Below are 22,222 nucleotides of genomic sequence, written 5' to 3'. Positions count from 1 at the left end.
CACTCGCCGACGAATTCGAACCCCCACCCTGGAGGGCGCAGGCTGGGGACTTTCGCTCAGCTCCCCAGCGAAAGCCGCGGCTTCGGCGCATCCGTGCGGCCCGTCTGCGGGCGTCGGCTGCCCGCCCGATACGGAGAGGGCCAGCTGACGCCCGGCCCGGCGTAGCCCTGTTCCGCCGCCGCGTGCAGCGTCCAGTGGGGGTCGTACAGGTGGGGCCGCGCCAGAGCGCAGAGGTCGGTGCGGCCCGCCAGGATCAGGGAGTTGACGTCGTCCCAGGAGGAGATCGCGCCCACCGCGATCACCGGGATTCCCGTCTCGTTGCGGATCCGGTCGGCGTACGGCGTCTGGTAGGAGCGGCCGTACTCCGGCTGCTCCTCCGCCACCACCTGGCCCGTCGAGACATCGATCGCGTCGGCGCCGTGTGCGGCGAAGGCGCGGGCGATGGTGACGGCATCGTCCGCCGTGGTGCCGCCGTCGGCCCAGTCGGTGGCGGAGATGCGTACGGTCATCGGGCGGTCCTCGGGCCATACGGCGCGTAGGGCGTCGAAGACTTCCAGCGGGAAGCGCAAACGGTTCTCCAGAGGGCCGCCGTAGGCGTCGGTGCGGCGGTTGGTCAGCGGGGAGAGGAAGCCGGAGAGCAAGTAGCCGTGGGCGCAGTGGAGTTCGAGCAGGTCGAAGCCGCAACGGGCGGCCCGTCGGGCGGCTGACGTGAACTGTTCGCGTATGTCGGCCAGTTGAGCTCGGGGCAGCTCGTGCGGCGTCTGGTTCTGGGGCTTGTACGGGAGCGAGGACGCGGCCACGAGCGGCCAGTTGCCCTCCTCCAGTGGTTCGTCGATGCCCTCCCACATCAGCTTGGTGGAGCCCTTGCGGCCCGAGTGGCCGAGCTGCACGCCGATCGCCGCGCCCGGCGCCTGTGCGTGCACGAAGTCGGTGATCCGCCGCCAGGAGTCGGCCTGTTGGCCGGTGTAGAGTCCGGCGCAACCCGGCGTGATCCGGCCCTCCGCACTCACACACACCATCTCCGTCATCACCAGACCGGCGCCGCCGAGCGCCCGCGCGCCCAGGTGGACGAGGTGGAAGTCGCCGGGTACGCCGTCCACGGCCGAGTACATGTCCATCGGTGAGACCACGACCCGGTTGCGCAGGGTCAGTCCGCGCAGCCGGAACGGCGTGAACATCGGCGGCGTACCGGGCGGGCAGCCGAACTCGCGTTCCACGCTTTCCGTGAAGCGCGCGTCGCGCAGTCTGAGGTTGTCGTGCGTGACCCGGCGGCTGCGGGTGAGCAGGTTGAAGGCGAACTGGCGGGCGGGCTGGTCGAGATAGAGCCCCAGGTTCTCGAACCACTCCAGGCTGGCGCGCGCCGCCCGCTGCGTGGAGGCGACGACGGGGCGCCGTTCTTCCTCGTAGGCGGTCAACGCGGCGTCCAGGGAGGGCTGTTCCTCCAGGCAGGCGGCCAGGGCGAGCGCGTCCTCGACGGCGAGCTTCGTACCGGAGCCGATGGAGAAGTGCGCGGTGTGCGCGGCGTCGCCGAGGAGGACCACGTTGTCGTGGGACCAGCGCTCGTTGACGACGGTCCGGAACGCCGTCCACGCCGACTTGTTGGATCTGAGCGCCCGTCCGCCGAGGGCGTCGGCGAAGATCTTGGCGCACCGTTCGACTGACTCCCGCACATCCGACTCCGCGAACCCGGCCGCCTCCCACACCTCTTCGCGCATTTCGACGATCACGGTTGAGGCGTCAGCCGCAAACGGGTATCCGTGCAGCTGCATCACCCCGTGCTCGGTCTCGGCGATCTCGAAGCGGAACGCCTCGAACGGGAAGTCTGCGGCGAGCCAGATGTAGCGGCACCGGTGGGTGGTCACCCGCGGTCGGAACACCTGCGCGTACGCCTCACGCGTGGCGCTGTGCACGCCGTCCGCCGCGACCACGAGGTCGTACGACTCCGAAAGCCGCGCCGTGTCCGGTGCCTGCGTACGAAAGCGAAGCTCGACACCGAGCGAACGGCATCGCTCGTGCAGGATCTCCAGCAGCCTGCGGCGCCCGAGCGCCGCGAAGCCATGTCCTCCGGAGGTGTGGCGGATGTTCCGGTGGACGATGTCGATGTCGTCCCAGCGCACGAACTCGTCCCGCAGCGCCTCGTACACGACGGGGTCGGCGTGCTCGATGCCGCCGAGGGTTTCGTCGGAGAGGACCACGCCGAAGCCGAAGGTGTCGTCGGGGGCGTTGCGTTCCCAGACAGTGATTTCGCGGGCCGGGTCGAGGCGCTTGAGGAGGGCGGCGGCGTAGAGCCCACCGGGGCCGCCGCCGACGACGGCGACCCGGAGGTGCTCTCTCGGGGGCGGTGCCACCGTCACCGCCCCCGCCACTTCGGTGGCCGCTTTTCCGTGAAGGCCGCGTGGAACTCGGCGTAGTCCTCGCCGTTCATCAGGAGGGCCTGGGTCGAGGCGTCCAGCTCCACCGAGGCGGCCAGTGGCATGTCCAGTTCGGCGGTCAGAAGGGCTTTCGTCTGGGCGTACGCGAGGGCCGGCCCCTGGGCGAGACGGTGGGCCAGGGCCTGGGCGGCCTCGTCGACGTGGCCTTCCTCCGTCAGCTCGCTGATGAGGCCGATCCGTTCGGCTTCGGGTGCGCGTACCGGCTCGCCCAGCATCAGCAGGCGGGTCGCGTGGCCGAGCCCGACGACGCGCGGCAGCAGATAGGCGGCTCCCATGTCGCCGCCCGACAGGCCGACGCGAGTGAAGAGGAAGGCGAAGCGGGCGCTCGAGTCGGCCACCCGGAAGTCCGCGGCCAGGGCGAGGACCGCACCCGCGCCGGCCGCGACACCGTGCACGGCCGCGATCACGGGGAAGGGGCATTCTCGTACGGCCCTCACGACCTGCCCGGTCATGCGGTTGAAGTCGAGCAGCTGGGACGTGTCCATCGACAGCGTGGCTCCGATGATCTCGTCGACGTCACCGCCGGAGCAGAAGCCGCGGCCCTCACCGGCCAGCACAAGGGCGCGTACGGACTTCTCGCGGGACAGCTCGGCGAGCAGGTCGCGCAGATCGGCGTAGGCGCCGAAGGTGAGGGCGTTCAGCTTCTCGGGACGGGCCAGAGTGACGGTGGCGACCCCGTCGACGTACTCGCAGCGCAGGTGCTGCCAATCGGGCGTGCGGGTCGCGGAGCCGGTGAAGGGACTCATGAGGTGCGGCCTCCTCGGACGGGGGCGGCGATCTTGCGCTGCGAGCGCTACCCATGAATTTATCACTCATCTTTGACTGTCGTCAGTAGTGCGCGATAAAGCCGACCACCAGGCGTCGGTATGCGAGCTTCAGCACATGAACCGACGTGAAGTTCGATACGTGAGTTTTGATACGCCACAAGACGTGGCATCGACACAACAGTCACGGAGTCACGGGTGCGCGACAGCGCCGTAACAGCAGGACTCCCGGCGCGAGCCGGACCGTTCACCTGGGTACAGCCCGAAAGCAGACCGATCGTCCAGAAAGGCATCCGCCGGGCGTTACCGCCCGGCACCGCAGTACTATTCTTATTGTTGAAAGCAGGACTACCTGCTCCATGAACGGACCCGCCTTGCACGAGCCCTCAGCCCCAGCCTCATGGCGCGTCGCGCTGCCGCACTCCGCCGCAGCCGTGCCCGTCGCCCGCGCACTGGTCCGTACGGCACTGGCCGAGATCGAGCACGCCGCCGACTGCGACACGGCCGAGCTGCTCACCGCCGAGCTGGTGGCCAACGCCGTGGAGCACACCAAGGGGGACGCCCCCATAGAGCTGGTCGTGCAGTTGCTGCCGACCGGCTGCCAGGTCGAGGTGCACGACCGCGACCCGGCCCCGCCCGGCAGTCTCACCCGCCCCGGTCCCGACCACCCGGACCCCTGGCAGGAGCACGGCCGCGGCCTGCTGCTGATCCGCGCCCTCAGCTCGTCCTGCGGGCACCGGCCCACGGAGTCCGGCAAGGCGGTGTGGTTCAGGCTGCCGGCGGTGCCCCAGCAGCGCAGGCCTGCGGAGTGATGATTCAGGGCTCAGGCGAGCGTCGCCACCAGGACCGCCTTGATCGTGTGCAGCCGGTTCTCCGCCTGGTCGAAGACGACCGAGTGCGCCGACTCGAAGACCTCGTCGGTCACCTCGAGTGAGTCCAGGCCGTGCCGCTCGTGGATCTCGCGCCCGACCTTCGTGCCCAGGTCGTGGAAGGCCGGCAGGCAGTGCAGGAACTTGACGTCCGCGTTGCCGGTGGCACGCAGAACGTCCATCGTCACCGCGTACGGACCGAGAGCGGCGATCCGCTCGTCCCAGACGTCCTTGGGCTCCCCCATGGACACCCAGACATCGGTGGCGATGAAGTCGACGTCCGCGACGCCCTTGTCGACGGTCTCGGTGAAGGTGATGCGGGCGCCGCTGGTCTCGCTGATCCTCAGGGCCTCGGCGATGACCTCCTTGGCGGGCCAGTAGGCCTGGGGGGCCACGATGCGGACGTCCATCCCGAGGAGCGCGCCCGTGATCAGGTACGAGTTGCCCATGTTGAAGCGGGCGTCGCCCAGGTACGCGAAGGCGATCTCGTCCAGCGGCCGGTCCGCCTGCTCCGTCATCGTGAGCACGTCGGCGAGCATCTGCGTGGGGTGCCAGGCGTCGGTGAGGCCGTTGTAGACGGGCACACCCGCGTACGCGGCCAGCTCCTCGACGCTCGCCTGGCTGTCCCCGCGGTACTGGATCCCGTCGTACATCCGGCCGAGCACCCGCGCGGTGTCCTTCACGGACTCCTTGTGCCCTATCTGCGAGCCGGACGGATCGAGATACGTGGTGGACACCCCCTGATCCGCGGCCGCCACCTCGAACGCGCAGCGGGTGCGCGTCGAGGTCTTCTCGAAGATCAGCGCGATGTTCTTCCCACGCAGGTACTGGGTCTCGGTCCCGGCCTTCTTGGCGGCCTTCAGCTCGGCGGCAAGCTCGATCAGACCGCGGAACTCCTCCGCCGTGAAGTCCAGCTCCTTCAGAAAGTGGCGGCCGGCGAGGGCGGTCGGGACTGTCGCCATGGGGGCGCTCCAGACATGCGGGGACACGGACGGTTGGAAGTCTATACGACCATTCGCATTTCTATGCGACCCTGAGGCGACTACTGTGCGACCTCTACGCGGCCTCTCCGTGTTCGCCTCGCCTCTACACCGCATCGCGTACGACCGGGCAGCTCATGCAACGCGGCCCGCCCCGCCCTCGCCCCAGCTCGCTCCCCGGGATCTCGATCACCTCGATGCCCTGCTTGCGGAGATGGGTGTTGGTGGTGGAGTTCCGCTCGTAGGCGACCACGACGCCCGGCTCGACCGCGAGGACGTTGCAGCCGTCGTCCCACTGCTCGCGCTCGGCCGCGTGCACGTCCTGCGTCGCGGTCAGTACGCGGATCTCGCTCAGCCCGAGGGCCGCGGCGATCGCGCGGTGCATGTGCTCCGGCGGGTGGTCGGTGACCTTGAGCTCCTTGTCGCCCACGCCCGGTTCGATGGTGTACGAGCGGAGCATGCCGAGTCCCGCATACTGCGTGAAGATGTCGCCGTCAACCATCGTCATCACCGTGTCGAGGTGCATCAGGGCCCGTCTCTTGGGCATGTCGAGCGCCACGATCGTGGTCGCCGACCCGGCGGCGAACAGCTTGTGCGCGAGCATCTCCACTGCCTGCGGTGTCGTCCGCTCACTCATGCCGATGAGCACGGCGCCGTTGCCGATCACCAGCACGTCGCCGCCCTCGATGGTGGAGGGATAGTCCGCCTGCCCCTGAGACCAGATGTTGAAGGTCTCGGCCCGGAACAGCGGGTGATGCTGGTAGATCGCCTCGAAGTGCACGGTCTCGCGCTGACGGGCGGGCCAGCGCATGGCGTTGATGGAGACCCCGTCGTAGATCCAGGCGGAGGTGTCCCGGGTGAACAGATGGTTGGGCAGCGGGCGGAGCAGGAAGTCGTCGAGTTCCATGACGTGGAAGCGCACGGACGTCGGCTCCGCGTGCGCGTCCAGGAACTCCCGCTTGGTCATACCTCCGACCAGGGCCTCGGCCAGCTCGCCCGCCGGCATGGCGTCGAAGGCCTCCCGGATGTGGTCCGTGGCGAGCGGCCCGTACTCCTTCTCGTCGAAGACGCGGTCCAGTACGAGCTCCCGGGCGGCCGGGATCTCCAGCACATCGGTGAGCAGGTCGCCGAAGAGGTGGACGATGACCCCCCGGTCACGCAGCACGTCCGCGAACCCGTCGTGCTCCGCGCGCGCCCGGCGCACCCACAGCACGTCGTCGAAGAGCAGGGCGTCCTTGTTACTGGGGGTGAGCCTTTTGAGCTCAAGATCAGGCCGGTGCAGGATGACGCGGCGAAGCCGCCCGGCCTCGGAGTCGACTTGGAATCCCATGCCTCCATCTTTGACCATCCGGACACGTGTTCATCCACCGATCGGCCGGGGTGACAGGGGCGAGATTGCGCGGGCGGACCGCATCCGGATTCTCGTCCCCTTGACGAAAATCGGCCGGCCGTACCTTCCGAGGCGCCGGTCGAGAAGCGCGGCCTGGACGAACCCGGCCGCGCCGCCCTGCATGCCCTGAGGGGTTGAGGTGACCAAGCCCACAGGCCGGGTCACAGCCGCGGATCCACCGGCTCCGACTCCAGCGCCAGCACCCCGAACACCGCCTCGTGGACCCGCCACAGCGGCTCGCCTTCCGCCAGGCGGTCCAGGGCTTCCAGGCCCAGCGCGTACTCCCGGATCGCCAGCGAGCGCTTGTGGTTCAGGGAGCGAGCACGGAGGCGGTCGAGGTTCTCCGGACGTGTGTACTCGGGGCCGTAGATGATCCGGAGGTACTCGCGGCCCCGGCACTTGATGCCGGGCTGCACGAGCCGCCCCTCCCGGTTGCGCACAACGGCATCCACCGGCTTGACGACCATGCCCTCACCGCCGCGCCCGGTCATCTCCAGCCACCAGTCGACACCGGCCCGCACGGAGTCCGGGTCACCCGTGTCGACGAACAGCCGACGCGTGGTCTGCAGCAGCCCGGAGGCGTCGCTCGACACGAAGCGGTCGATCAGCGCGAGCTGTTCGTCGTGCGGCAGAGCGGCCAGGCTCCGTCCCTGCACGGCGAGGATCTGGAAGGGCGCGAGCCGCACTCCGTCCAGACCGGACGTGGTCCAGCAGTACCGCCGGTACGCCTCGGTGAACGCGGCGGCGTCCGCGGCCCGTTCCCGCTGCTTCACCAGCAGATCCCGTACGTCGACACCCCGCGCCGCCGCCCCTTCGAGCGCGGCGACCGCGCCCGGGAACACGGCCCCGGAAGCGGCCCCCACAGCGGCGTACTGACTGCGCAGCAGCCCGGACGCCTTGAGCGACCACGGCATCAACTCGGCGTCCAGCAGCACCCAGTCGGTGGCCAGCTCCTCCCACAGCCCGGCCTCGGTGACGGCGCTGCGCACCCGCCCGAGGATCTCCTCGGTGACGGCGGAATCGTCGAAGAAGGGCCGCCCGGTGCGGGTGTAGAGCGAGCCTGTCGGCCCGTCCGCCCCGAAGCGCTCGCGCGCGGTATCCGCGTCCCGGCACACCAGCGCCACGGCCCGCGAGCCCATGTGCTTCTCCTCGCACACGACCCGCGCGACACCGTCCGCCGCGTACTGGGCAAAGGCCTCCGCGGGGTGCTCCAGGAAGTGTCCATCAGCGGCTCCGCCACGGGCCTCCACACGCGAGGTCGCCGTCGGGGCCATCGTGGGCGGCAGGTACGGCAGCAGCCGCGGGTCCACGGCGAAACGGCTCATGACCTCCAGGGCCGCCGCCGCGTTCTCCTCGCGGACCGACACCCGTCCCGCGTACCGGGTCTCGACGACGCGACGCCCGTGCACGTCCGCGAGGTCGAGTGGCCGCCCGTCGTGACCGCCGGGTGCCTCGGTCCGCAGCGGCTTCGTCGGCTCGTACCAGACCCGTTCCGCCGGTACTTCGACCAGCTCGCGCTCCGGCCAGCGCAGTGCGGTCAGCTTGCCGCCGAAGACGGCGCCGGTGTCCAGGCAGATGGTGTTGTTGAGCCACGTCGCGGTGGGGACGGGAGTGTGGCCGTACACCACAGCCGCGCGGCCCCGGTACTCCTCCGCCCACGGATAGCGCACCGGCAGCCCGAACTCGTCCGTCTCGCCGGTGGTGTCGCCGTACAGCGCGTGCGAGCGCACCCGGCCCGACGTACGGCCGTGGTACTTCTCGGGCAGACCGGCGTGGCAGACGACGAGCCGGCCGCCGTCGAGCACGTAATGGCTGACGAGCCCGTCGATGAACTCGCGCACCTGCTTCTTGAACTCCTCGCTCTCCCCCTCCATCTGCTCGATCGTCTCGGCGAGCCCATGCGTGTGCTGGACCTGGCGGCCCTTGAGGTAACGCCCGTACTTGTTCTCGTGGTTGCCGGGCACGCACAGCGCGTCGCCCGACGCGACCATCGCCATCACGCGACGCAGCACACCCGGCGAGTCGGGACCGCGGTCGACGAGGTCGCCGACGAACACGGCCGTACGGCCCTCGGGGTGCACCCCGTCCAGGTAGCCCAGCTTGCCCAGCAGTGACTCCAGTTCGGATGCGCAGCCGTGGATGTCGCCGATGATGTCGAAGGGCCCGGTGAGGTGGGTCAGGTCGTTGAACCGCTTCTCGGTGCGGATCGAGGTGCTCTCGACCTCCTCCGCACCGCGCAGGATGTGCACCTTGCGGAAGCCCTCGCGCTCCAAGTGCCGTAGGGAGCGCCGCAGTTCGCGGATATGGCGCTGGATGACGCGGCGCGGCATGCCGACCCGGTCCTCGCGCGAGGCGTTGCGCTCGGCGCACACCTCCTCCGGTATGTCGAGCACGATGGCGATGGGCAACACGTCGTACTTCTTGGCCAGTTCGACCAGCTGCTTGCGGCTCTCCTGCTGCACGCTGGTCGCGTCGACCACGGTGCGCCGGCCCGCCGCGAGCCGCTTGCCCGCGATGTAGTGGAGTACGTCGAAGGCGTCCCCGCTGGCGCTCTGGTCGTTCTCGTCATCGGCGACGAGGCCGCGGCAGAAGTCGGACGAGATCACCTCGGTCGGCTTGAAGTGCCGGCGGGCGAAGGTGGACTTGCCCGAGCCGGAGGCGCCGACGAGCACGACGAGGGAGAGGTCGGTGACGGGCAGAGTACGCCCCTTGGTCTCATTGCTGGTCATGCGGCCTTCTCCTCCTTCGCTGCTTTCATCGTGGCTGTGTTCATGGAAAACGTGGCCATCTGGGTGGGCGGACCCACCTCGGGGTCCTCGGGTCCGACAGGTGCGAACTCCACGTCGTATCCGTGCCGTTCGGCCACCGCCCCCGCCCAGGAGCGGAACTCCTCGCGCGTCCACTCGAAGCGGTGGTCGCCGTGCCGGGTGTGCCCGGCGGGGAGGGTCTCCCAGCGGACGTTGTACTCGACGTTCGGCGTCGTCACGAGGACGGTCCTCGGGCGTGCGGAGCCGAACACGGCGTACTCCAGGGCGGACAGCCGCGGCAGGTCGACGTGCTCGATGACCTCGCTGAGTACGGCGGCGTCGTACCCCTTGAGCCGGTTGTCGGTGTACGCGAGCGAGCCCTGCATGAGCTTCACGCGCTCGGTCCGCCGCTCCCCCATCCGCTCCAGCTTGAGCCGGCGCGAGGCGATGGTGAGCGCGCGCATCGACACATCGACACCGACGATCTCGGTGAACCGGGTGTCCTTCAGCAGCTCCTGCACCAACTGGCCCTGCCCACAGCCGAGATCGAGCACGCGGCCCGCCCCGGCAGCCCGCAGCGCCTCGACGATCGCGTCACGCCGCCGCACGGCGAGCGGTACCGGCCTCTCATCCGTGTCCTGCGTCTCGTCGACGGCGTTGTCGATCTCCTCGACCTCGCTGTCGTCCGCCTCCGCCAGCCGTACGAGTTCCAAGCGCTCCATGGCCTGCCGCGTCAGCGACCAACGGCGGGACAGATAGCGGCTGGTGATCAGCTTGTGCTCCGGATGCTCGGGCAGCCAGCCCTCACCGGCCCGCAGCAGCTTGTCGACCTCGTCGGTCGCCACCCAGTAGTGCTTGGCGTCGTCGAGGACGGGGAGGAGGACGTACAGGTGCCGCAGCGCTTCGGCCAGCCGCAGTTCGGCTTCGAGTACGAGGCTTACGTAACGGGAGTCGCCCCATTCCGGGAACTCGGCGTCCAGCGCCACGGGCTGAGCGGTCACCGTCCAGCCGAGCGGTTCGAAGAGCTTGCGTACGAGCTCGGCTCCACCGCGGGCGGGCAGTGCGGGCACCTCGATGCGCAACGGCCTTGCCTGCTCCGGGAGTTCAGGCTTGGCGTGGCAGGTGCCCTTCATCGCGCTGGAGAACACGCCGCTCAGCGCCACCGCGAGCAGTGACGAGGCGGCGTACGGCCGGTCGTTGACGTACTGCGCGAGCGCCGCGTCCGGCGCACCACCACGCCCCTTGCCCTTACCGCGCCGCACCAGCGCCACCGCGTCGACCTCCAGCAGCAATGCCACCGTGCAGCGCTCCGCGCTCGCCTCGGGGTAGAGGACGTGCGCCTTGCCGTAGGAGGTGGAGAACGCCTGTGATTTCTCGGGGTGTTTGTGCAGCAAGAACCCGAGGTCGGTCGCGGGGCGCTCTGGGGTACCGGTGGTGCTGATCGTCAGGAACACTGTGGTGACACCTCGAATTGCCTTCTGAGCTGTAGGTCCTCGCCGTGTCGTGCATGGCGGTGCACATCGCGTGCACACGCGCGGAACGCCGATGGATCCCAGCGAGGAGAGAGCGCGCTTCTGTGATCACTGCTCCTGGCCCCTTCTCAGCGTTGTAGCAGCACTGCGCTACGGCCAGTGGGCCACGGAAGCGCCTCTTCGGCGCGCCTCGACAACGTACAGCGAATGACCGCGGGAATACTCAGGATTTTCCGCTCATCCGCGGTCGCCCGGGTATGCCACGTGAGCCGCTCACTTCCCAGACGGCCGGACGCGCGTGCCGTGGAGGTCAGCGAGGATGACCACGTGCACCGCGGGCAGGGCCGCATCCGCGGCGATGCGGCGGGCCCCCTCGATGCCGCCCACCACCGGCATCCGGATGTCGACAGGCACGGCGGCGCACCGAATATGCTCAACTGCGAGCAGGACATTCCAAGTTTTTGACCGACATCAGTCATCCGCATGACCGAACCGTCCTCAGCATGGCCGAAGTCAGTCAGGCGGTGCTACTTTCTGCGCGTGACATCGAGCAGACGACGCGCGAAGATCGTGAAGTCACTGCGGATGACGGGAGGCGTGGCATCCGTACGCGAACTGGCGGAGCGGCTCCAGGTGAGCGAGTCGACCATCCGCCGGGACCTGACGCTGCTGGACCGCGACGGCGAGCTCATCCGGACCTACGGCGGCGCCGCCCTGTCGCTGCGTGCGAACGTCGAGGCCGCGGCGGAGGAAGCCGTCACCGAAGATCCGTTCGCTGTCGCGGCCTCGCACGACATGGCGATGAAAGAGGCCATGGCCGTCCGTGCCGCCGAACTCGTCGCGGACGACAGCGTGGTCGTTCTGGACATCGGCACCAGCACCTCGTTGATCGCCCGCCACCTGCGCGGCCGCCCGGTCACCGTGATCACCAGCAATCTGGCCGTACTGGATGAGTTGCGGGACGACGACACCGTACGGCTCGTGATGCTCGGTGGTGTGCTGCGCCGCAACTACCAGTCCCTGGTCGGCTCGCTCACCGAGACGGCCCTGCGGCAGATCAGCGCCGATCTGCTGTTCCTGAGCTGCACGGGCGTGCGCGCCGGCGGCCACGTGGTCGACGACATGGCCGTCGAGGCGCCCATCAAGCAGGCGATGATCGAGGTCGCCGACCGCGTGGTGCTGGTGGCCGCCGAGACCAAGTTCCCCGGCACCGGCAGCCTGCGGCTGTGCTCGCTCTCCGACGTCGATGTCCTGGTCACCACCGCCGGCGCCGACCCCCGGACGCTGGACCTCTGCCGTCAGGCGGGCGGAAAGGTGATCACCGCGTGAGACCGCCCCACGGCCGGGCGACCGCCGCCGCCCTTCAGTACTCCGCCGCCACTCCTCAGTAGTCCGCCTCAGGAGTCCACTCCGCCACCCAGCACGCGCACCCGCACCCGCACCCGCACCCGCACCCGCACCGTAGGACCCCTACCCCCACGCAAGGAGCAGTGCCCTCAACACAAGGAGTTGCAGGACATGCACAGATGGGCTCGAAGAATGTGGACCACCGCGGGCGCCACCGCCTGCGGCGTGGTTCTGTCCCTGCTCGCGACGGCCGTGCCGACCCAGGCCGCGTCTCCGGCCGTCCCCACCACCGCTCGTACCAGGGCCACCGCGGCCGTGGACGCGATGATGGGCTTCTACGACCAGGAGACCGGCCGCTGGCAGCCCGAATCACCGTGGTGGCAGTCGGGGAACGCCCTCCAGGCGCTTCTGGACTACATGGCGAAGACCGGGTCGCGGAAATACATGCCCGAGGTCAAGAACACCATCGCCATCCAGCGAGCGCCCCTGGAATGGTGGCCGGAGGGCGGAGGCGAGTTCAGGGCCGACTCCACCGACGACACCGGCTGGTGGGCACTGGCCATGACCCGCATGTACGACCTCACCCGCGACAAGAAGTACCTCGACATCGCCGAGCTGGACGAGGCCTACATGCGGGACTACTGGGACGACACCTGCGGCGGCGGCATCTGGTGGGACATCCCGGCCAAGAGCTACAAGAACGCGATCAGCATCGAGCTGTACATCAAGCTCGCCGCGGCGCTGCACAACCGGATTCCCGGAGACAAGGTCTACCTGGCCCACGCCCTCGAAGCGTGGCAATGGTTCAAGGACAGCGGGATGATCAACGGCGATCACCTCGTCAACGACGGTCTGAACACGCAGGGCGGCGGCTGCGCCAACAACGGCGGCACCACCTGGACCTACAACCAGGGAGTCATCCTGGGCGGACTCGCCGAGCTGTACAAGGCCACCGGCGACAAGAGCCTGATCGCTGACGGCCGGGCCATCGCCGACGCGGTGATCGCCAGTCCGGCCCTCACACAGAACGGCATCCTGACCGAGCCCTGCCAGGCGGCGGGCGACTGCAACTCCGACCAGGCGGCCTTCAAGGGCATCTTCGCCCGCAATCTCGGCGAACTCGACCGCGTCCTCACTGGACATCCCTACCGGAGTTACCTGCGTGCTCAGGCCTCCTCCGCCTACGCCAACGACCGGAACAGCTCTCATCAGTACGGACTGAGCTGGGCCGGACCGTTCGACCAAGCGACCATCGGGCGGCAGGAGTCGGCGGTTTCGCTGCTGACCGCCGTTCTGTGACACACGAACCCGACCCGGTGCACTCCCGCGTCGCCCCTCGGGGGGGGCAACACGGAGCGCACCGGGCGGAGTTACCAAGGACCCGGAACCACCTGTCAACGATCACGGCTGCCGGGGCCGGTAATCAGACTCGGGTTACGACAGCTGCGACTGCACCTGGGCCGAGAGCAGCTCCAGGTGGTCCAGGTCCTCGAGGTCGAGGATCTGGAGGTAGAGCCGCTGGGCACCGACCTCGGTGTAGCGGCCGATCTTGTCGACGATCTCGGCCGGGGAGCCGGCCAGGCCGTTTGCCTTCAGTTCGTCCACCTCGCGGCCGATCGCGGCGGCGCGGCGGGCGACCTCCGCATCGTCCTTGCCGGCGCAGACGACGAGCGCGCTGGAGTAGACCAGGTCGTCGCCCTTACGCCCTGCCTCCTCCGCCGCCGCCCGTACGCGGCCGAACTGGCGCTGGGTGTCCTCGATCGAACCGAACGGCATGTTGAACTCGTCGGCGTACTGGGCCGCCAGGCGCGGCGTACGGCTCGCGCCGTGACCGCCGATGAGTACCGGCACCTTGGCCTGTGCGGGCTTGGGCAGCGCGGGCGAGTCGGTCAGGTCGTAGTAGGTGCCGTGGTGGCTGAAGGTCTGGCCGACCTCCGTCGCCCACAGGCCCGTGACGATCGCCAGTTGCTCTTCCAGCCGGGCGAACTTCTCCTTCGGGAACGGTATGCCGTACGCCTTGTGTTCCTCCTCGAACCAGCCCGCGCCCAGGCCCAGTTCGACTCGACCGCCGGACATCTGGTCGACCCCTGCGACCTGGATCGCCAGGATGCCGGGCAGCCGGAAGGTACCGGCCGTCATCAGGGTGCCGAGCCGGATGCGCTTGGTTTCGCGAGCGAGTCCGGCGAGGGTGATCCAGGCGTCGGTGGGGCCGGGGAGGCCGTCCACGGAGCCCATGTGCAGATAGTGGTCGGAGCGGAAAAAGGCGTCGAAGCCGAGGTCTTCGGTGGCCTTGGCCACGGCGAGCAGGGTGTCGTAGCTGGCCCCTTGCTGGGGCTCGGTGAAGATTCGAAGATCCATGCCTCCATACTGCACGGTCGAACAGCGGTCAACGCCAGGGTCCCGCCGACTACCGCCTCGTCCTCGGCCGGGTGAAATCCGTCAACTCCGCGCGGATGGTGGGCTCTTGGCAGTGACTGGCCCCGGCGGTCTTCGTTGGAGTCGGGCGGAGCCGGACCGACCGGCGCGTTGCCGAGGAGGCCGTTCATGTCCCAGGAAGCTGTTCCGTCGTCGCAGCCCAAAGGCTTGCTGCAACAGATGGAGGAGCTGATGGCCGCCCTCAACGCGGACCTGTCCCAACTCGACGCCGACATCCAACAGTCGGCCACGCGCCCGGACGCGTCCCCGACGGACGGCTCCAAAAACGCCTGACTGCGCCGCCCTGACGGTCGGCTCATCCGGCGGCGCCTGCGGCGGGGGCGAATCCCTACGCCGCGGACCCCCGCTCCTGCTCAGCCTCATCCCGAACCGCCAGTCTGCGCAGCATCTCCAGAACCCTGTCGCGGGACTCATCCGCCGCGTCGATGGCCTCCATGCACTGCCAGTAAGTGGCCTCGTCGTCGGCCGCGGACGCGATTCCCACAAGGGCGATGCCCACCTCTCCCAGGAGGCCGCCGAGGTCGACGAGAGCTCGGCGGGCATCGCCGAGTTCCGTGAGCTGCGCGGCACGCAGGGTGCCGGCTCTCGGCAGGGGCACATCCAGGACGCCGCAGCCTCTGCCCGCCAGCTCGGTCAACCCCATTGCCTCGCCCCGTAATTCGGGAGGGCCGGACATCGCGAGGCGACTGCCTATCGCCTGGGCGAGGGCCTGTGCCTGGCAGGCCTCCGCCATGATGCCCCGCGCGTCCTCACTTCCCATCAGGGCACGCCTGCTCGCACCGATGAGTCGCACCGCGTCCATGCACTGTCCTCGTCTGTCCCGACGCGCTCTTCACACGCCTGCCCGAACTCTGCCTGCCACTACCCAGAGTGAAGCTCCTTGGGACGAAAAGCCAGAGGAAGCCGGAAATCTGTGGACAATAATTCGAGTGTGGACAACTTGATGACTCCGGAGAGTGACTATCGGCCCTCCGTGGCCTCCAAGCCCCTGCGCCGCCCCGACGCCCCGACGCCCCGACGCCCCGACGCCACACGTCATTCCCCGGCTCCCGGCCCCTCCCCCACCGGAAACCTCTCCTCGTTCCGGTCGATCTTCGCGGACAGTGCCGCGAGGGCATCGATGTCCAGCACCTCGCACAGCTGGAGCAAGTACGCCAGGACGTCAGCGACTTCGTCCGTCACGCGGGACGCCTTCTTCGGGTCGGACATCACCCGGGCCGACTCCTCCGGCGTCAACCACTGGAAGATCTCGACGAGTTCGGAGGCCTCGACGCTGAGCGCGGCGACCAGGTTCTTCGGGGTGTGGTACTTCTGCCAGTTCCGCGCCGCCGCGAACTCGGCCAGTCTGCGCTGGAGCTGGGCCACATCAAGTTCTGTCACGGCTCAAGGTGTACCACCGCGACCCCGTCCGCTCCCGAGGCCCAGGACGGGTCGCTCACGGCCCCCACCAGCCGAATGTGCCCACGCTCGCACATCCGCGCCGCGAGCCTTACGAGCTGGTCCCGCTGACGTACGTCCAGATCGCGGTCGAACCCGTCGGCCAGAACCGTGAGCGTCTGGAGCGCCTCGGGCACCTCCCCCGCCGTGTCGACCTCCAGCACACCCGGCCCGGTGAGCAGCACCAGTGCGAGGGCCAGATACCTCAACTCCCCATCTCCCAGCACTCCCAGAGGCGTCCGCAGCCCGTCGCCCCGGTCCAGCACCGCCCGGACTGCCGGGGCCGCCCGGACGGCCCGGACCGCCCGAGCCGTCGGTACCGATCCCTGTCCGGCGCCGGACGAAACCTGCTCGGCCAGTACGTCCACGACCTGACCCGCACACCCGTCCCGTACCGCCGCGACCAGCAGCCCGTGCCGCCTCCCGCACTCCGAGCGCGTGCGCCACAGCACCTCGGCGAGGTTGTCGCAGCCGGGCAGCAGACGTCCCGCGCCGAGCGGCACGGGCGCGCGCATGTGCCGGGGTACCGGGTCGCAGGCGAAGACGGAGCGCAGGGCGACCACCATCTGCTCGGCGGCGGCGAGGACTTGGCGCTGGCCGTCCGTCCTGCCGGCCACACGCAGGGGCAGCAGCGCGGTGCCGAGCCGGTCGTCGGGGAGCGGGGCCCGGGTCACGGGGGACGAGCCCGCCGTGTGCCAGGCCGCCTGCACCGTGGGGCGGCTCGGATCGCGCAGGGCCGTCTCCAGCAGGGTCAGCCCGCCGGTCGTCAACCGCTCGCCGACGATGCGGAGTTCGGGCTCGGCCTGCACAGCGAGGTCGAGCCGTACGACTCCTGCGGGACCGTCCACCGTGCAGCCGATGCGGAACCCGCGCCGCCGCCCGGCATCGGGCCGGGCCCGCTCGGGAACGCAGGCGCCAGGATCCGGGAACACTTCGCCCAGCGACGCCCCGCCGCCCAGCCGTGCCAGTGCTTCGTAGGCCCGCAGCGCACTGCTCTTGCCGCTTCCGCTGGGCCCCGCGAAGAGCGTCAGCGGGCCGAGCGGGAACTCCGCGCGCCGGTGTGTGGCGAATGCCGACAGCCGCAGCGCGGTGACCCTCGGCCGCCCGTCGTGGCAGGCGGCCCCGCCACGCGCAGCGTCTTCGGCGGGCACGGCATCCACGGTGGCGGCGCTCTGGAATCGCAAGGGCACGGTCATATCCGGACCGTAGGCTTCCGCCGGCCTGCCGAACCGTTCCGCCCGGCAGACCTTCCTACGATCGAGGGATCAGCAGGTCAAGCAAGTGATCGTCAGACGCCGGGGACTCCCGCACCCTCCATCAGCCCGCCCACTTCTGTGCCCGGTGGCGTGAGCAGGAACACGTTCCGCTCGACCCGGTGCATGCCGCTCGCCAGCCCGAAGACCACGCCCGTACTGAAGTCCAGTACGCGCTTGGCGACGTCCGGTTCGGCGCCGGTGAGGTCGAGGAGGACCGGGACACCGGCCATCAGCGTCTCGGCGACCTCGCGTGCGTCACCGAACACATTGACCCGGAGCACGACGAAACGGCGGCGCGGTTCGGTGTCCGCCTCGGGTATCGACCGGTGGTCGACCGCCGACGGCCAGGCGTCTCGGCCGCGCAGCGGGACGACCTGGGCGAGCCCTTCCCACTGTTCATCGGTGACGTCGTGGCCGTTCACCGGCTCCCCCCGACCTGACTCGCACTGATTTCCTGCACCGGGCAATTCTTGCGCATGCTCACCCGTTCGGCCCAACAGCGACACGGTCCGCGACGCGGCCGTGCCGTACATCACGCCCTCGACGGCTGTGTGGCGCGTGCAACCCCGGCGATCAGTCGTTAAACGCTCGAACGCCGGACTCCGTATCAACAAGCGCCGGACTCCGTATCAAACACGGGACAACCCGCCGGCCACCGACCAGAAGGGGCCACCCGTGGCCGCACAGGGCCCGCAGAGCAGCAGCACACAGGTACGGACCGTGTGCTCGTACTGCGGTGTCGGCTGCGGAATGCTCCTCAGCATCGGGATGGGCCCCGACGGGCGGCGTACGGTCCTGAAGGCGTCCGGCGACAAGGCACACCCCGCGAACTTCGGACGGCTGTGCGCCAAGGGCGCGACCACGGCCGACATGCTCGCCGCGCCTGGGCGGCTCGGCACCGCCCTCATACGGGACGGCCGCGGCGCGGAGCCGGTGCCCACGCCCGTGGACGCGGCGATCGCCGAGACCGCCCGGCGGCTGCGCGCCATCATCGACGAGCACGGCCCGGACGCCTTCGCCCTCTACGTCTCCGGGCAGATGAGCCTGGAAGCCCAGTATCTGGCGAACAAGCTGGCCAAGGGTTTCGTAGGGACGAACCAGATCGAGTCGAACTCCCGGCTGTGCATGGCGAGCGCGGGCACCGGCTACAAGCTGTCCCTGGGCGCCGACGGTCCGCCCGGCTCGTACCAGGACTTCGAGAAGGCCGACGTCTTCTTCGTCATCGGCTCGAACACGGCCGACTGCCATCCGGTTCTGTTCCTGCGGATGATGGACCGGGTCAAGGCGGGCGCGAAGCTCATCGTCGTCGATCCGCGGCGTACCGCCACCGCCGAGAAGGCCGACCTGTACCTGCAGATCAAGCCGGGTACGGATCTTGCGCTGCTGAACGGGCTGCTGCATCTCCTGCACGAGAACGGCCACACCGACCCCGCCTTCATCGCCGCGCACACCGAGGGCTGGGAGGCGATGCCCGGCTTCCTCGCCGACTATCCGCCTGCCACCGTCGCCGAGATCACCGGCATCCCGGAGGCCGGCATCCGCGAAGCCGCCTCGCTGATCGGCCGGGCGGGCGAGTGGACGAGCCTGTGGACCATGGGACTCAACCAGTCCACGCATGGCACCTGGAACACGAACGCCCTGGTCAACCTGCATCTCGCGACCGGTGCGATCTGCCGCCCCGGCTCCGGTCCCTTCTCTCTCACCGGCCAGCCCAACGCCATGGGCGGCCGTGAGATGGGGTACATGGGGCCGGGCCTTCCGGGGCAGCGGTCCGTCCTCGTCGACGAGGAGCGTGCCTTCGTCGAGGAGCTGTGGGAGCTGCCCCCGGACACGCTCCGGAAGGACGGTGTCGGGCAGGGCACCGTCGAGATGTTCCAGAAGATGGCGGACGGCGCGATCAAGGCCTGCTGGATCATCTGCACCAACCCCGTCGCCTCGGTCGCCAATCGCAGGACCGTCATCGAAGGGCTTGAGGCCGCCGAATTCGTCGTCACACAGGACGTCTTCGCAGAGACCGAGACCAACACGTACGCCGATGTCGTACTCCCGGGCGCCATGTGGACGGAGACCGAGGGCGTCCTCATCAACAGCGAACGCAATCTCACCCTCGCCTCGCCCGCCGCGGACCCGCCCGGCGAGGCGCTTGCGGACTGGCAGCTCATCGCGCGGGTGGCCTGCGCGATGGGGTACGAGAAGAGGTTCTCGTACGAGAGCGCGGAGGACGTCTTCGAGGAGATCAAGCGCGCCTGGAATCCGAAGACAGGGTGGGATCTGCGCGGCGTGACGTACGAGCGGCTGCGGGCGGGGTCCGTGCAGTGGCCGGCCGCGCGGGAGGAGGGACCGGACCGGAATCCGATCCGGTACGTGGACGGGGAGCTCGCCTTTCCCACGGTGAGTGGGCGGGCGGTGTTCTACGCGCGGCCGCACATCCCGGCCGCCGAGATGCCCGACGACGACTTCCCCTTCGTACTGAACACCGGGCGGCTTCAGCACCAGTGGCACACGCTGACCAAGACGGGGAAGGTTGCCAAGCTCAACAAGCTGAACCCCGGGCCGTTCGTGGAACTGCATCCGCAGGACGCCCGGGAGTTGGGCATCGCCGACGGTGATGCGGTCGAAGTCGCCTCACGGCGTGGGCGGGCCGTGCTGCCCGCCGCAGTGACGGACCGGGTCCGGCCGGGGTGCTGCTTCGCGCCCTTCCACTGGAACGATCTCTTCGGGGACTACCTGAGCATCAATGCGGTGACCAGTGACGCGGTCGATCCGGTGTCGTTCCAGCCGGAGTTGAAGGTGTGCGCGGTGGGGTTGGCGAGGGTTTCCTCGCCCCCGCCGTCCCTACCCTCCCCCAAGAATCTGGCCCGGTAGACCACGCCCATACCACCCGCGCCGAGTCTGCCCTCCAGCCGGTATCCCCCGACCGACCGCGGGTCCCCCTCCAACAAGGTCACGCATGCCCCCCTCAAGCTGTGAACCGTCCTCCCGCGAAACTGTACGACCACGGTCCTCGGGCTGGACGAGACCGAGGCGGTCGTGCCGCACATCACGCCGACGGGCCCTCTTGTGGGCTGCGGCGGGATCAGAGACGTACGACCGTCGTCTCCGTCGCCTTGATGCTCGTCCATACCGAAGCCCCGTCCGCGAGGCCGAGTTCGGCAGCTGCCTGTGGGGTGATCTCCGCGACCACGTCCGGTGCGCGGTCGGAGGTGATGAGGATGCGCAGTCTGCTGCCGGTGGCGGTGATCTCGCGGACGGTGCCGGGCCAGACGTTGCGCGGGCTGCCGCTTGGCCTGTCGCGGTGGACGGCGACCGCTTCGGGGGCGATGATCGCGAGGGCTTCCGTGCCCGCGGGCAGCGGGTCCGCGATCACCAACCGCCCTCCGCCGTCGGCGAGTTCGAGCCCGTCGGCGGTCGCCGTGCCGGGCCAGGCGTTGCGGCCGAGCATGCGGGCCACCCATGGCGAGCGTGGATGCCGGGTGACTTCGGCGGGTGGGGCGTCCTGGACGGCGCGGCCCTCGTCGAGTACGAGCACGCGGTCCGCGAGCGACACGGCCTCGACCGGGTCGTGGGTGACGATCAGGCAGACTCCGCCGAAGCCTTCGAGGTGACGGCGCAGGGTATGCCGTACCTGGGCACGGGTGGTCTGGTCGAGGGCGGCGAGCGGTTCGTCGAGGAGCAGGAGCCGGGGGCGTACGGCCAATGCCCTTGCCAGGGCGACCCGCCCGGCCTGGCCGCCGGAGAGCTGGGCGGGTTTACGGTGCGCGAGGTGGCCCACTGCGAGCCGGTCGAGCCAGTCCTGCGCGGCGCGGCGGGCCTCGGCGCGCGGTACGCCGTGGGCACGCGGGCCGTACGCCGTGTTGGCGAGTGCGGTGAGGTGCGGGAAGAGCGCGCCGTCCTGCGGGACCCAGGCGACTGACCTGCGGTGCGGGGGAAGTTGGGTGACGTCGATGTCGCCGAGGTGCAGTGCGGCGTGGGCGCGGGGGGTCAGGCCGAGCAGGGCCCGCAGCAGGGTGGTCTTGCCCGCGCCGTTGGGGCCCACCACGGCGATCGTGGTGCCGGGGGCCGCTTCCAGGACGAGCTGGTCGAAGCCGGTGACCTCGGCATGCAGGGACCAGCCTTCCTTGTCCGGGGCACCCTCGTACGCAGCGGGGGGTTCGGGAGTGTTCGCGGGTGAACTCCCCTCGTCCACGGGTGGCTTGGTCGGGTACGGGCGAGCGCTGCCCGGCGTACCCGTGAAGCGGCCGCGCAGGGCGACGAGGACCGCCATGGCGATGGCGAGCAGCAGCAGCGAGACGGAGGTCGCGGCCTGCGGGTTCTCCTGGAGCAGCAGGTACACCTGGAGGGGCAGTGTTTGCGTCGTGCCCGGAAGGTTGCCCGCGAAGGTGATGGTGGCGCCGAACTCGCCGAGGGCGCGGGCCCAGGTCAGCGCGGCTCCGGCGACAAGACCGGGGGCCACCATGGGCAGCGTCACCGTGGCGAACACCCGGAGCGGCGAGGCCCCGAGGGAGGCGGCGGTCTCCTCGTAACCCTGCCGGAGTCCGGCGATCGCCCCTTCGAGGCTGATCACCAGAAAGGGCATCGAGACGAAGGTGGCGGCGACGACCGCGCCCGAGGTGTGGAACGGCAGCGTGATGCCGAAGACGTCCTCCAGCCAGGGCCCGAGAAGCCCGCGCCGTCCGAAGGCAAGCAGCAGCGCGACGCCGCCGACGGTGGGCGGCAGCACCATCGGCAGCAGGACGAGCGAGCGCACGAGGGCCTTGCCGGGGAACGGTACGCGCGCCAGCAGCCAGGCCAGCGGGACGCCGAGCACGAGCGACAGGCCGAGCGACCAGAAGGAGACGACCAGGGAGAGCTTCAGCGCCTCGCTGGTGCCCGGGCTGGTCAGGTGCCCGCCCAGCTCACCCCAGTCGGTACGGGCGAGAACACCGGCCAGCGGGAGGAGCAGGAAGGCGATGGCGAGCAGGGCGGGGAGGGCGAGGGTGAGCGGGGTACGGGAGGAGCGGACGCGGGTTCGCCCGATATCGGAACGCGGGCCGCCAGGGCGTGGGACTTTCATGACTGGCCACGACTCATCACTGATCACGCCCCCCACATG

The 22,222-nt window shown here is 69.6% G+C and carries 18 protein-coding genes; 5 read left to right on the top strand and 13 right to left on the bottom strand.

The genetic code is table 11. From position 1 onward, the window contains the following. Nucleotides 1-56: 56 nt before the first annotated feature. Nucleotides 57-2,354 carry a bifunctional salicylyl-CoA 5-hydroxylase/oxidoreductase gene (locus ACFYO0_RS30550; RefSeq protein ID WP_388682474.1) on the bottom strand — a complete coding sequence of 766 codons (2,298 nt, stop codon included), beginning with the start codon at nucleotides 2,352-2,354 and terminating at the stop codon, nucleotides 57-59. Beyond that, nucleotides 2,351-3,178 (bottom strand): enoyl-CoA hydratase family protein, encoded by an 828-nt coding sequence (locus ACFYO0_RS30545; protein ID WP_388682471.1) that lies wholly within the window; start codon nucleotides 3,176-3,178, stop codon nucleotides 2,351-2,353. Before ACFYO0_RS30545 ends, ACFYO0_RS30550 begins: the two co-directional genes overlap by 4 nt. Nucleotides 3,179-3,555: 377 nt before the next feature. On the opposite strand from ACFYO0_RS30545, the gene ACFYO0_RS30540 reads away from it, so the two are divergent. After that, the gene (locus ACFYO0_RS30540) at nucleotides 3,556-4,008 is read left to right on the top strand and encodes an ATP-binding protein (RefSeq protein ID WP_388682469.1); all 453 of its coding nucleotides are present in this window, start codon (nucleotides 3,556-3,558) and stop codon (nucleotides 4,006-4,008) included. Nucleotides 4,009-4,019: 11 nt separating this feature from the next. Here ACFYO0_RS30540 and argF read toward each other — a convergent pair whose 3' ends face one another. From argF to ACFYO0_RS30515, 5 genes are all read right to left on the bottom strand, one after another. Continuing rightward, the gene (argF, locus tag ACFYO0_RS30535) at nucleotides 4,020-5,027 is read right to left on the bottom strand and encodes an ornithine carbamoyltransferase (protein WP_388682468.1); all 1,008 of its coding nucleotides are present in this window, start codon (nucleotides 5,025-5,027) and stop codon (nucleotides 4,020-4,022) included. A 124-nt stretch (nucleotides 5,028-5,151) separates the two neighbouring features. Then, nucleotides 5,152-6,375, bottom strand: a complete 1,224-nt coding sequence (locus ACFYO0_RS30530; RefSeq protein ID WP_388682466.1) for an arginine deiminase — start codon at nucleotides 6,373-6,375, stop codon at nucleotides 5,152-5,154. A gap of 221 nt (nucleotides 6,376-6,596) precedes the next feature. Next, the gene (locus ACFYO0_RS30525) at nucleotides 6,597-9,164 is read right to left on the bottom strand and encodes a polynucleotide kinase-phosphatase (protein ID WP_388682463.1); all 2,568 of its coding nucleotides are present in this window, start codon (nucleotides 9,162-9,164) and stop codon (nucleotides 6,597-6,599) included. Continuing rightward, the gene (locus tag ACFYO0_RS30520) at nucleotides 9,161-10,636 is read right to left on the bottom strand and encodes a 3' terminal RNA ribose 2'-O-methyltransferase Hen1 (RefSeq protein WP_388682460.1); all 1,476 of its coding nucleotides are present in this window, start codon (nucleotides 10,634-10,636) and stop codon (nucleotides 9,161-9,163) included. Before ACFYO0_RS30520 ends, ACFYO0_RS30525 begins: the two co-directional genes overlap by 4 nt. A 291-nt stretch (nucleotides 10,637-10,927) precedes the next feature. Beyond that, entirely contained in the window at nucleotides 10,928-11,068 is a 141-nt protein-coding gene (locus tag ACFYO0_RS30515) for a hypothetical protein (RefSeq protein ID WP_388682458.1), read from the bottom strand. A gap of 126 nt (nucleotides 11,069-11,194) precedes the next feature. On the opposite strand from ACFYO0_RS30515, the gene ACFYO0_RS30510 reads away from it, so the two are divergent. Both ACFYO0_RS30510 and ACFYO0_RS30505 read left to right on the top strand, forming a co-directional pair. Beyond that, the gene (locus ACFYO0_RS30510; RefSeq protein WP_388682456.1) at nucleotides 11,195-11,983 is read left to right on the top strand and encodes a DeoR/GlpR family DNA-binding transcription regulator; all 789 of its coding nucleotides are present in this window, start codon (nucleotides 11,195-11,197) and stop codon (nucleotides 11,981-11,983) included. A gap of 189 nt (nucleotides 11,984-12,172) precedes the next feature. Next, on the top strand, nucleotides 12,173-13,300 hold the full coding sequence (locus tag ACFYO0_RS30505) for a glycoside hydrolase family 76 protein (RefSeq protein WP_388682454.1): 1,128 nt from the start codon (nucleotides 12,173-12,175) through the stop codon (nucleotides 13,298-13,300). A 135-nt stretch (nucleotides 13,301-13,435) separates the two neighbouring features. Here the strand turns inward: ACFYO0_RS30505 and ACFYO0_RS30500 are convergent, their stop codons facing one another. Continuing rightward, nucleotides 13,436-14,359 (bottom strand): LLM class F420-dependent oxidoreductase, encoded by a 924-nt coding sequence (locus ACFYO0_RS30500; RefSeq protein WP_388682452.1) that lies wholly within the window; start codon nucleotides 14,357-14,359, stop codon nucleotides 13,436-13,438. Nucleotides 14,360-14,545: 186 nt separating this feature from the next. Between ACFYO0_RS30500 and ACFYO0_RS30495 the strand changes: the two genes are divergently transcribed. Continuing rightward, nucleotides 14,546-14,710 carry a hypothetical protein gene (locus ACFYO0_RS30495; RefSeq protein ID WP_388682450.1) on the top strand — a complete coding sequence of 55 codons (165 nt, stop codon included), beginning with the start codon at nucleotides 14,546-14,548 and terminating at the stop codon, nucleotides 14,708-14,710. A gap of 55 nt (nucleotides 14,711-14,765) precedes the next feature. On the opposite strand, the gene ACFYO0_RS30490 is transcribed toward ACFYO0_RS30495, so the two are convergent. The 4 genes from ACFYO0_RS30490 to ACFYO0_RS30475 all read right to left on the bottom strand — a co-directional run bounded on the left by ACFYO0_RS30490 (nucleotide 14,766) and on the right by ACFYO0_RS30475 (nucleotide 17,552). Next, nucleotides 14,766-15,239 (bottom strand): DUF6099 family protein, encoded by a 474-nt coding sequence (locus ACFYO0_RS30490; RefSeq protein ID WP_388682448.1) that lies wholly within the window; start codon nucleotides 15,237-15,239, stop codon nucleotides 14,766-14,768. A gap of 233 nt (nucleotides 15,240-15,472) precedes the next feature. Then, nucleotides 15,473-15,817, bottom strand: coding sequence for a nucleotide pyrophosphohydrolase (locus tag ACFYO0_RS30485; protein ID WP_388682447.1), 345 nt, complete (start codon nucleotides 15,815-15,817; stop codon nucleotides 15,473-15,475). Beyond that, nucleotides 15,814-17,070, bottom strand: a complete 1,257-nt coding sequence (locus ACFYO0_RS30480) for an ATP-binding protein (protein ID WP_388682446.1) — start codon at nucleotides 17,068-17,070, stop codon at nucleotides 15,814-15,816. Before ACFYO0_RS30480 ends, ACFYO0_RS30485 begins: the two co-directional genes overlap by 4 nt. A 92-nt stretch (nucleotides 17,071-17,162) precedes the next feature. Beyond that, nucleotides 17,163-17,552 (bottom strand): cell division protein SepF, encoded by a 390-nt coding sequence (locus ACFYO0_RS30475; protein ID WP_388682444.1) that lies wholly within the window; start codon nucleotides 17,550-17,552, stop codon nucleotides 17,163-17,165. Nucleotides 17,553-17,880: 328 nt separating this feature from the next. Between ACFYO0_RS30475 and ACFYO0_RS30470 the strand changes: the two genes are divergently transcribed. Continuing rightward, nucleotides 17,881-19,995: a molybdopterin oxidoreductase family protein gene (locus ACFYO0_RS30470; protein WP_388682704.1), complete on the top strand. Its 2,115-nt coding sequence runs from the start codon at nucleotides 17,881-17,883 to the stop codon at nucleotides 19,993-19,995. A gap of 211 nt (nucleotides 19,996-20,206) precedes the next feature. Here the strand turns inward: ACFYO0_RS30470 and ACFYO0_RS30465 are convergent, their stop codons facing one another. Beyond that, nucleotides 20,207-22,183 carry an ABC transporter permease gene (locus ACFYO0_RS30465; protein WP_388682443.1) on the bottom strand — a complete coding sequence of 659 codons (1,977 nt, stop codon included), beginning with the start codon at nucleotides 22,181-22,183 and terminating at the stop codon, nucleotides 20,207-20,209. Nucleotides 22,184-22,222 lie beyond the last annotated feature (39 nt).

The organism is Streptomyces sp. NPDC006365 (assembly GCF_042870755.1).
Classification (GTDB): domain Bacteria; phylum Actinomycetota; class Actinomycetes; order Streptomycetales; family Streptomycetaceae; genus Streptomyces; species Streptomyces xiangluensis.
The sequence above is the reverse complement of the archived record's forward strand: the minus strand, read 5'-3'. Positions and strand labels throughout refer to the sequence as shown.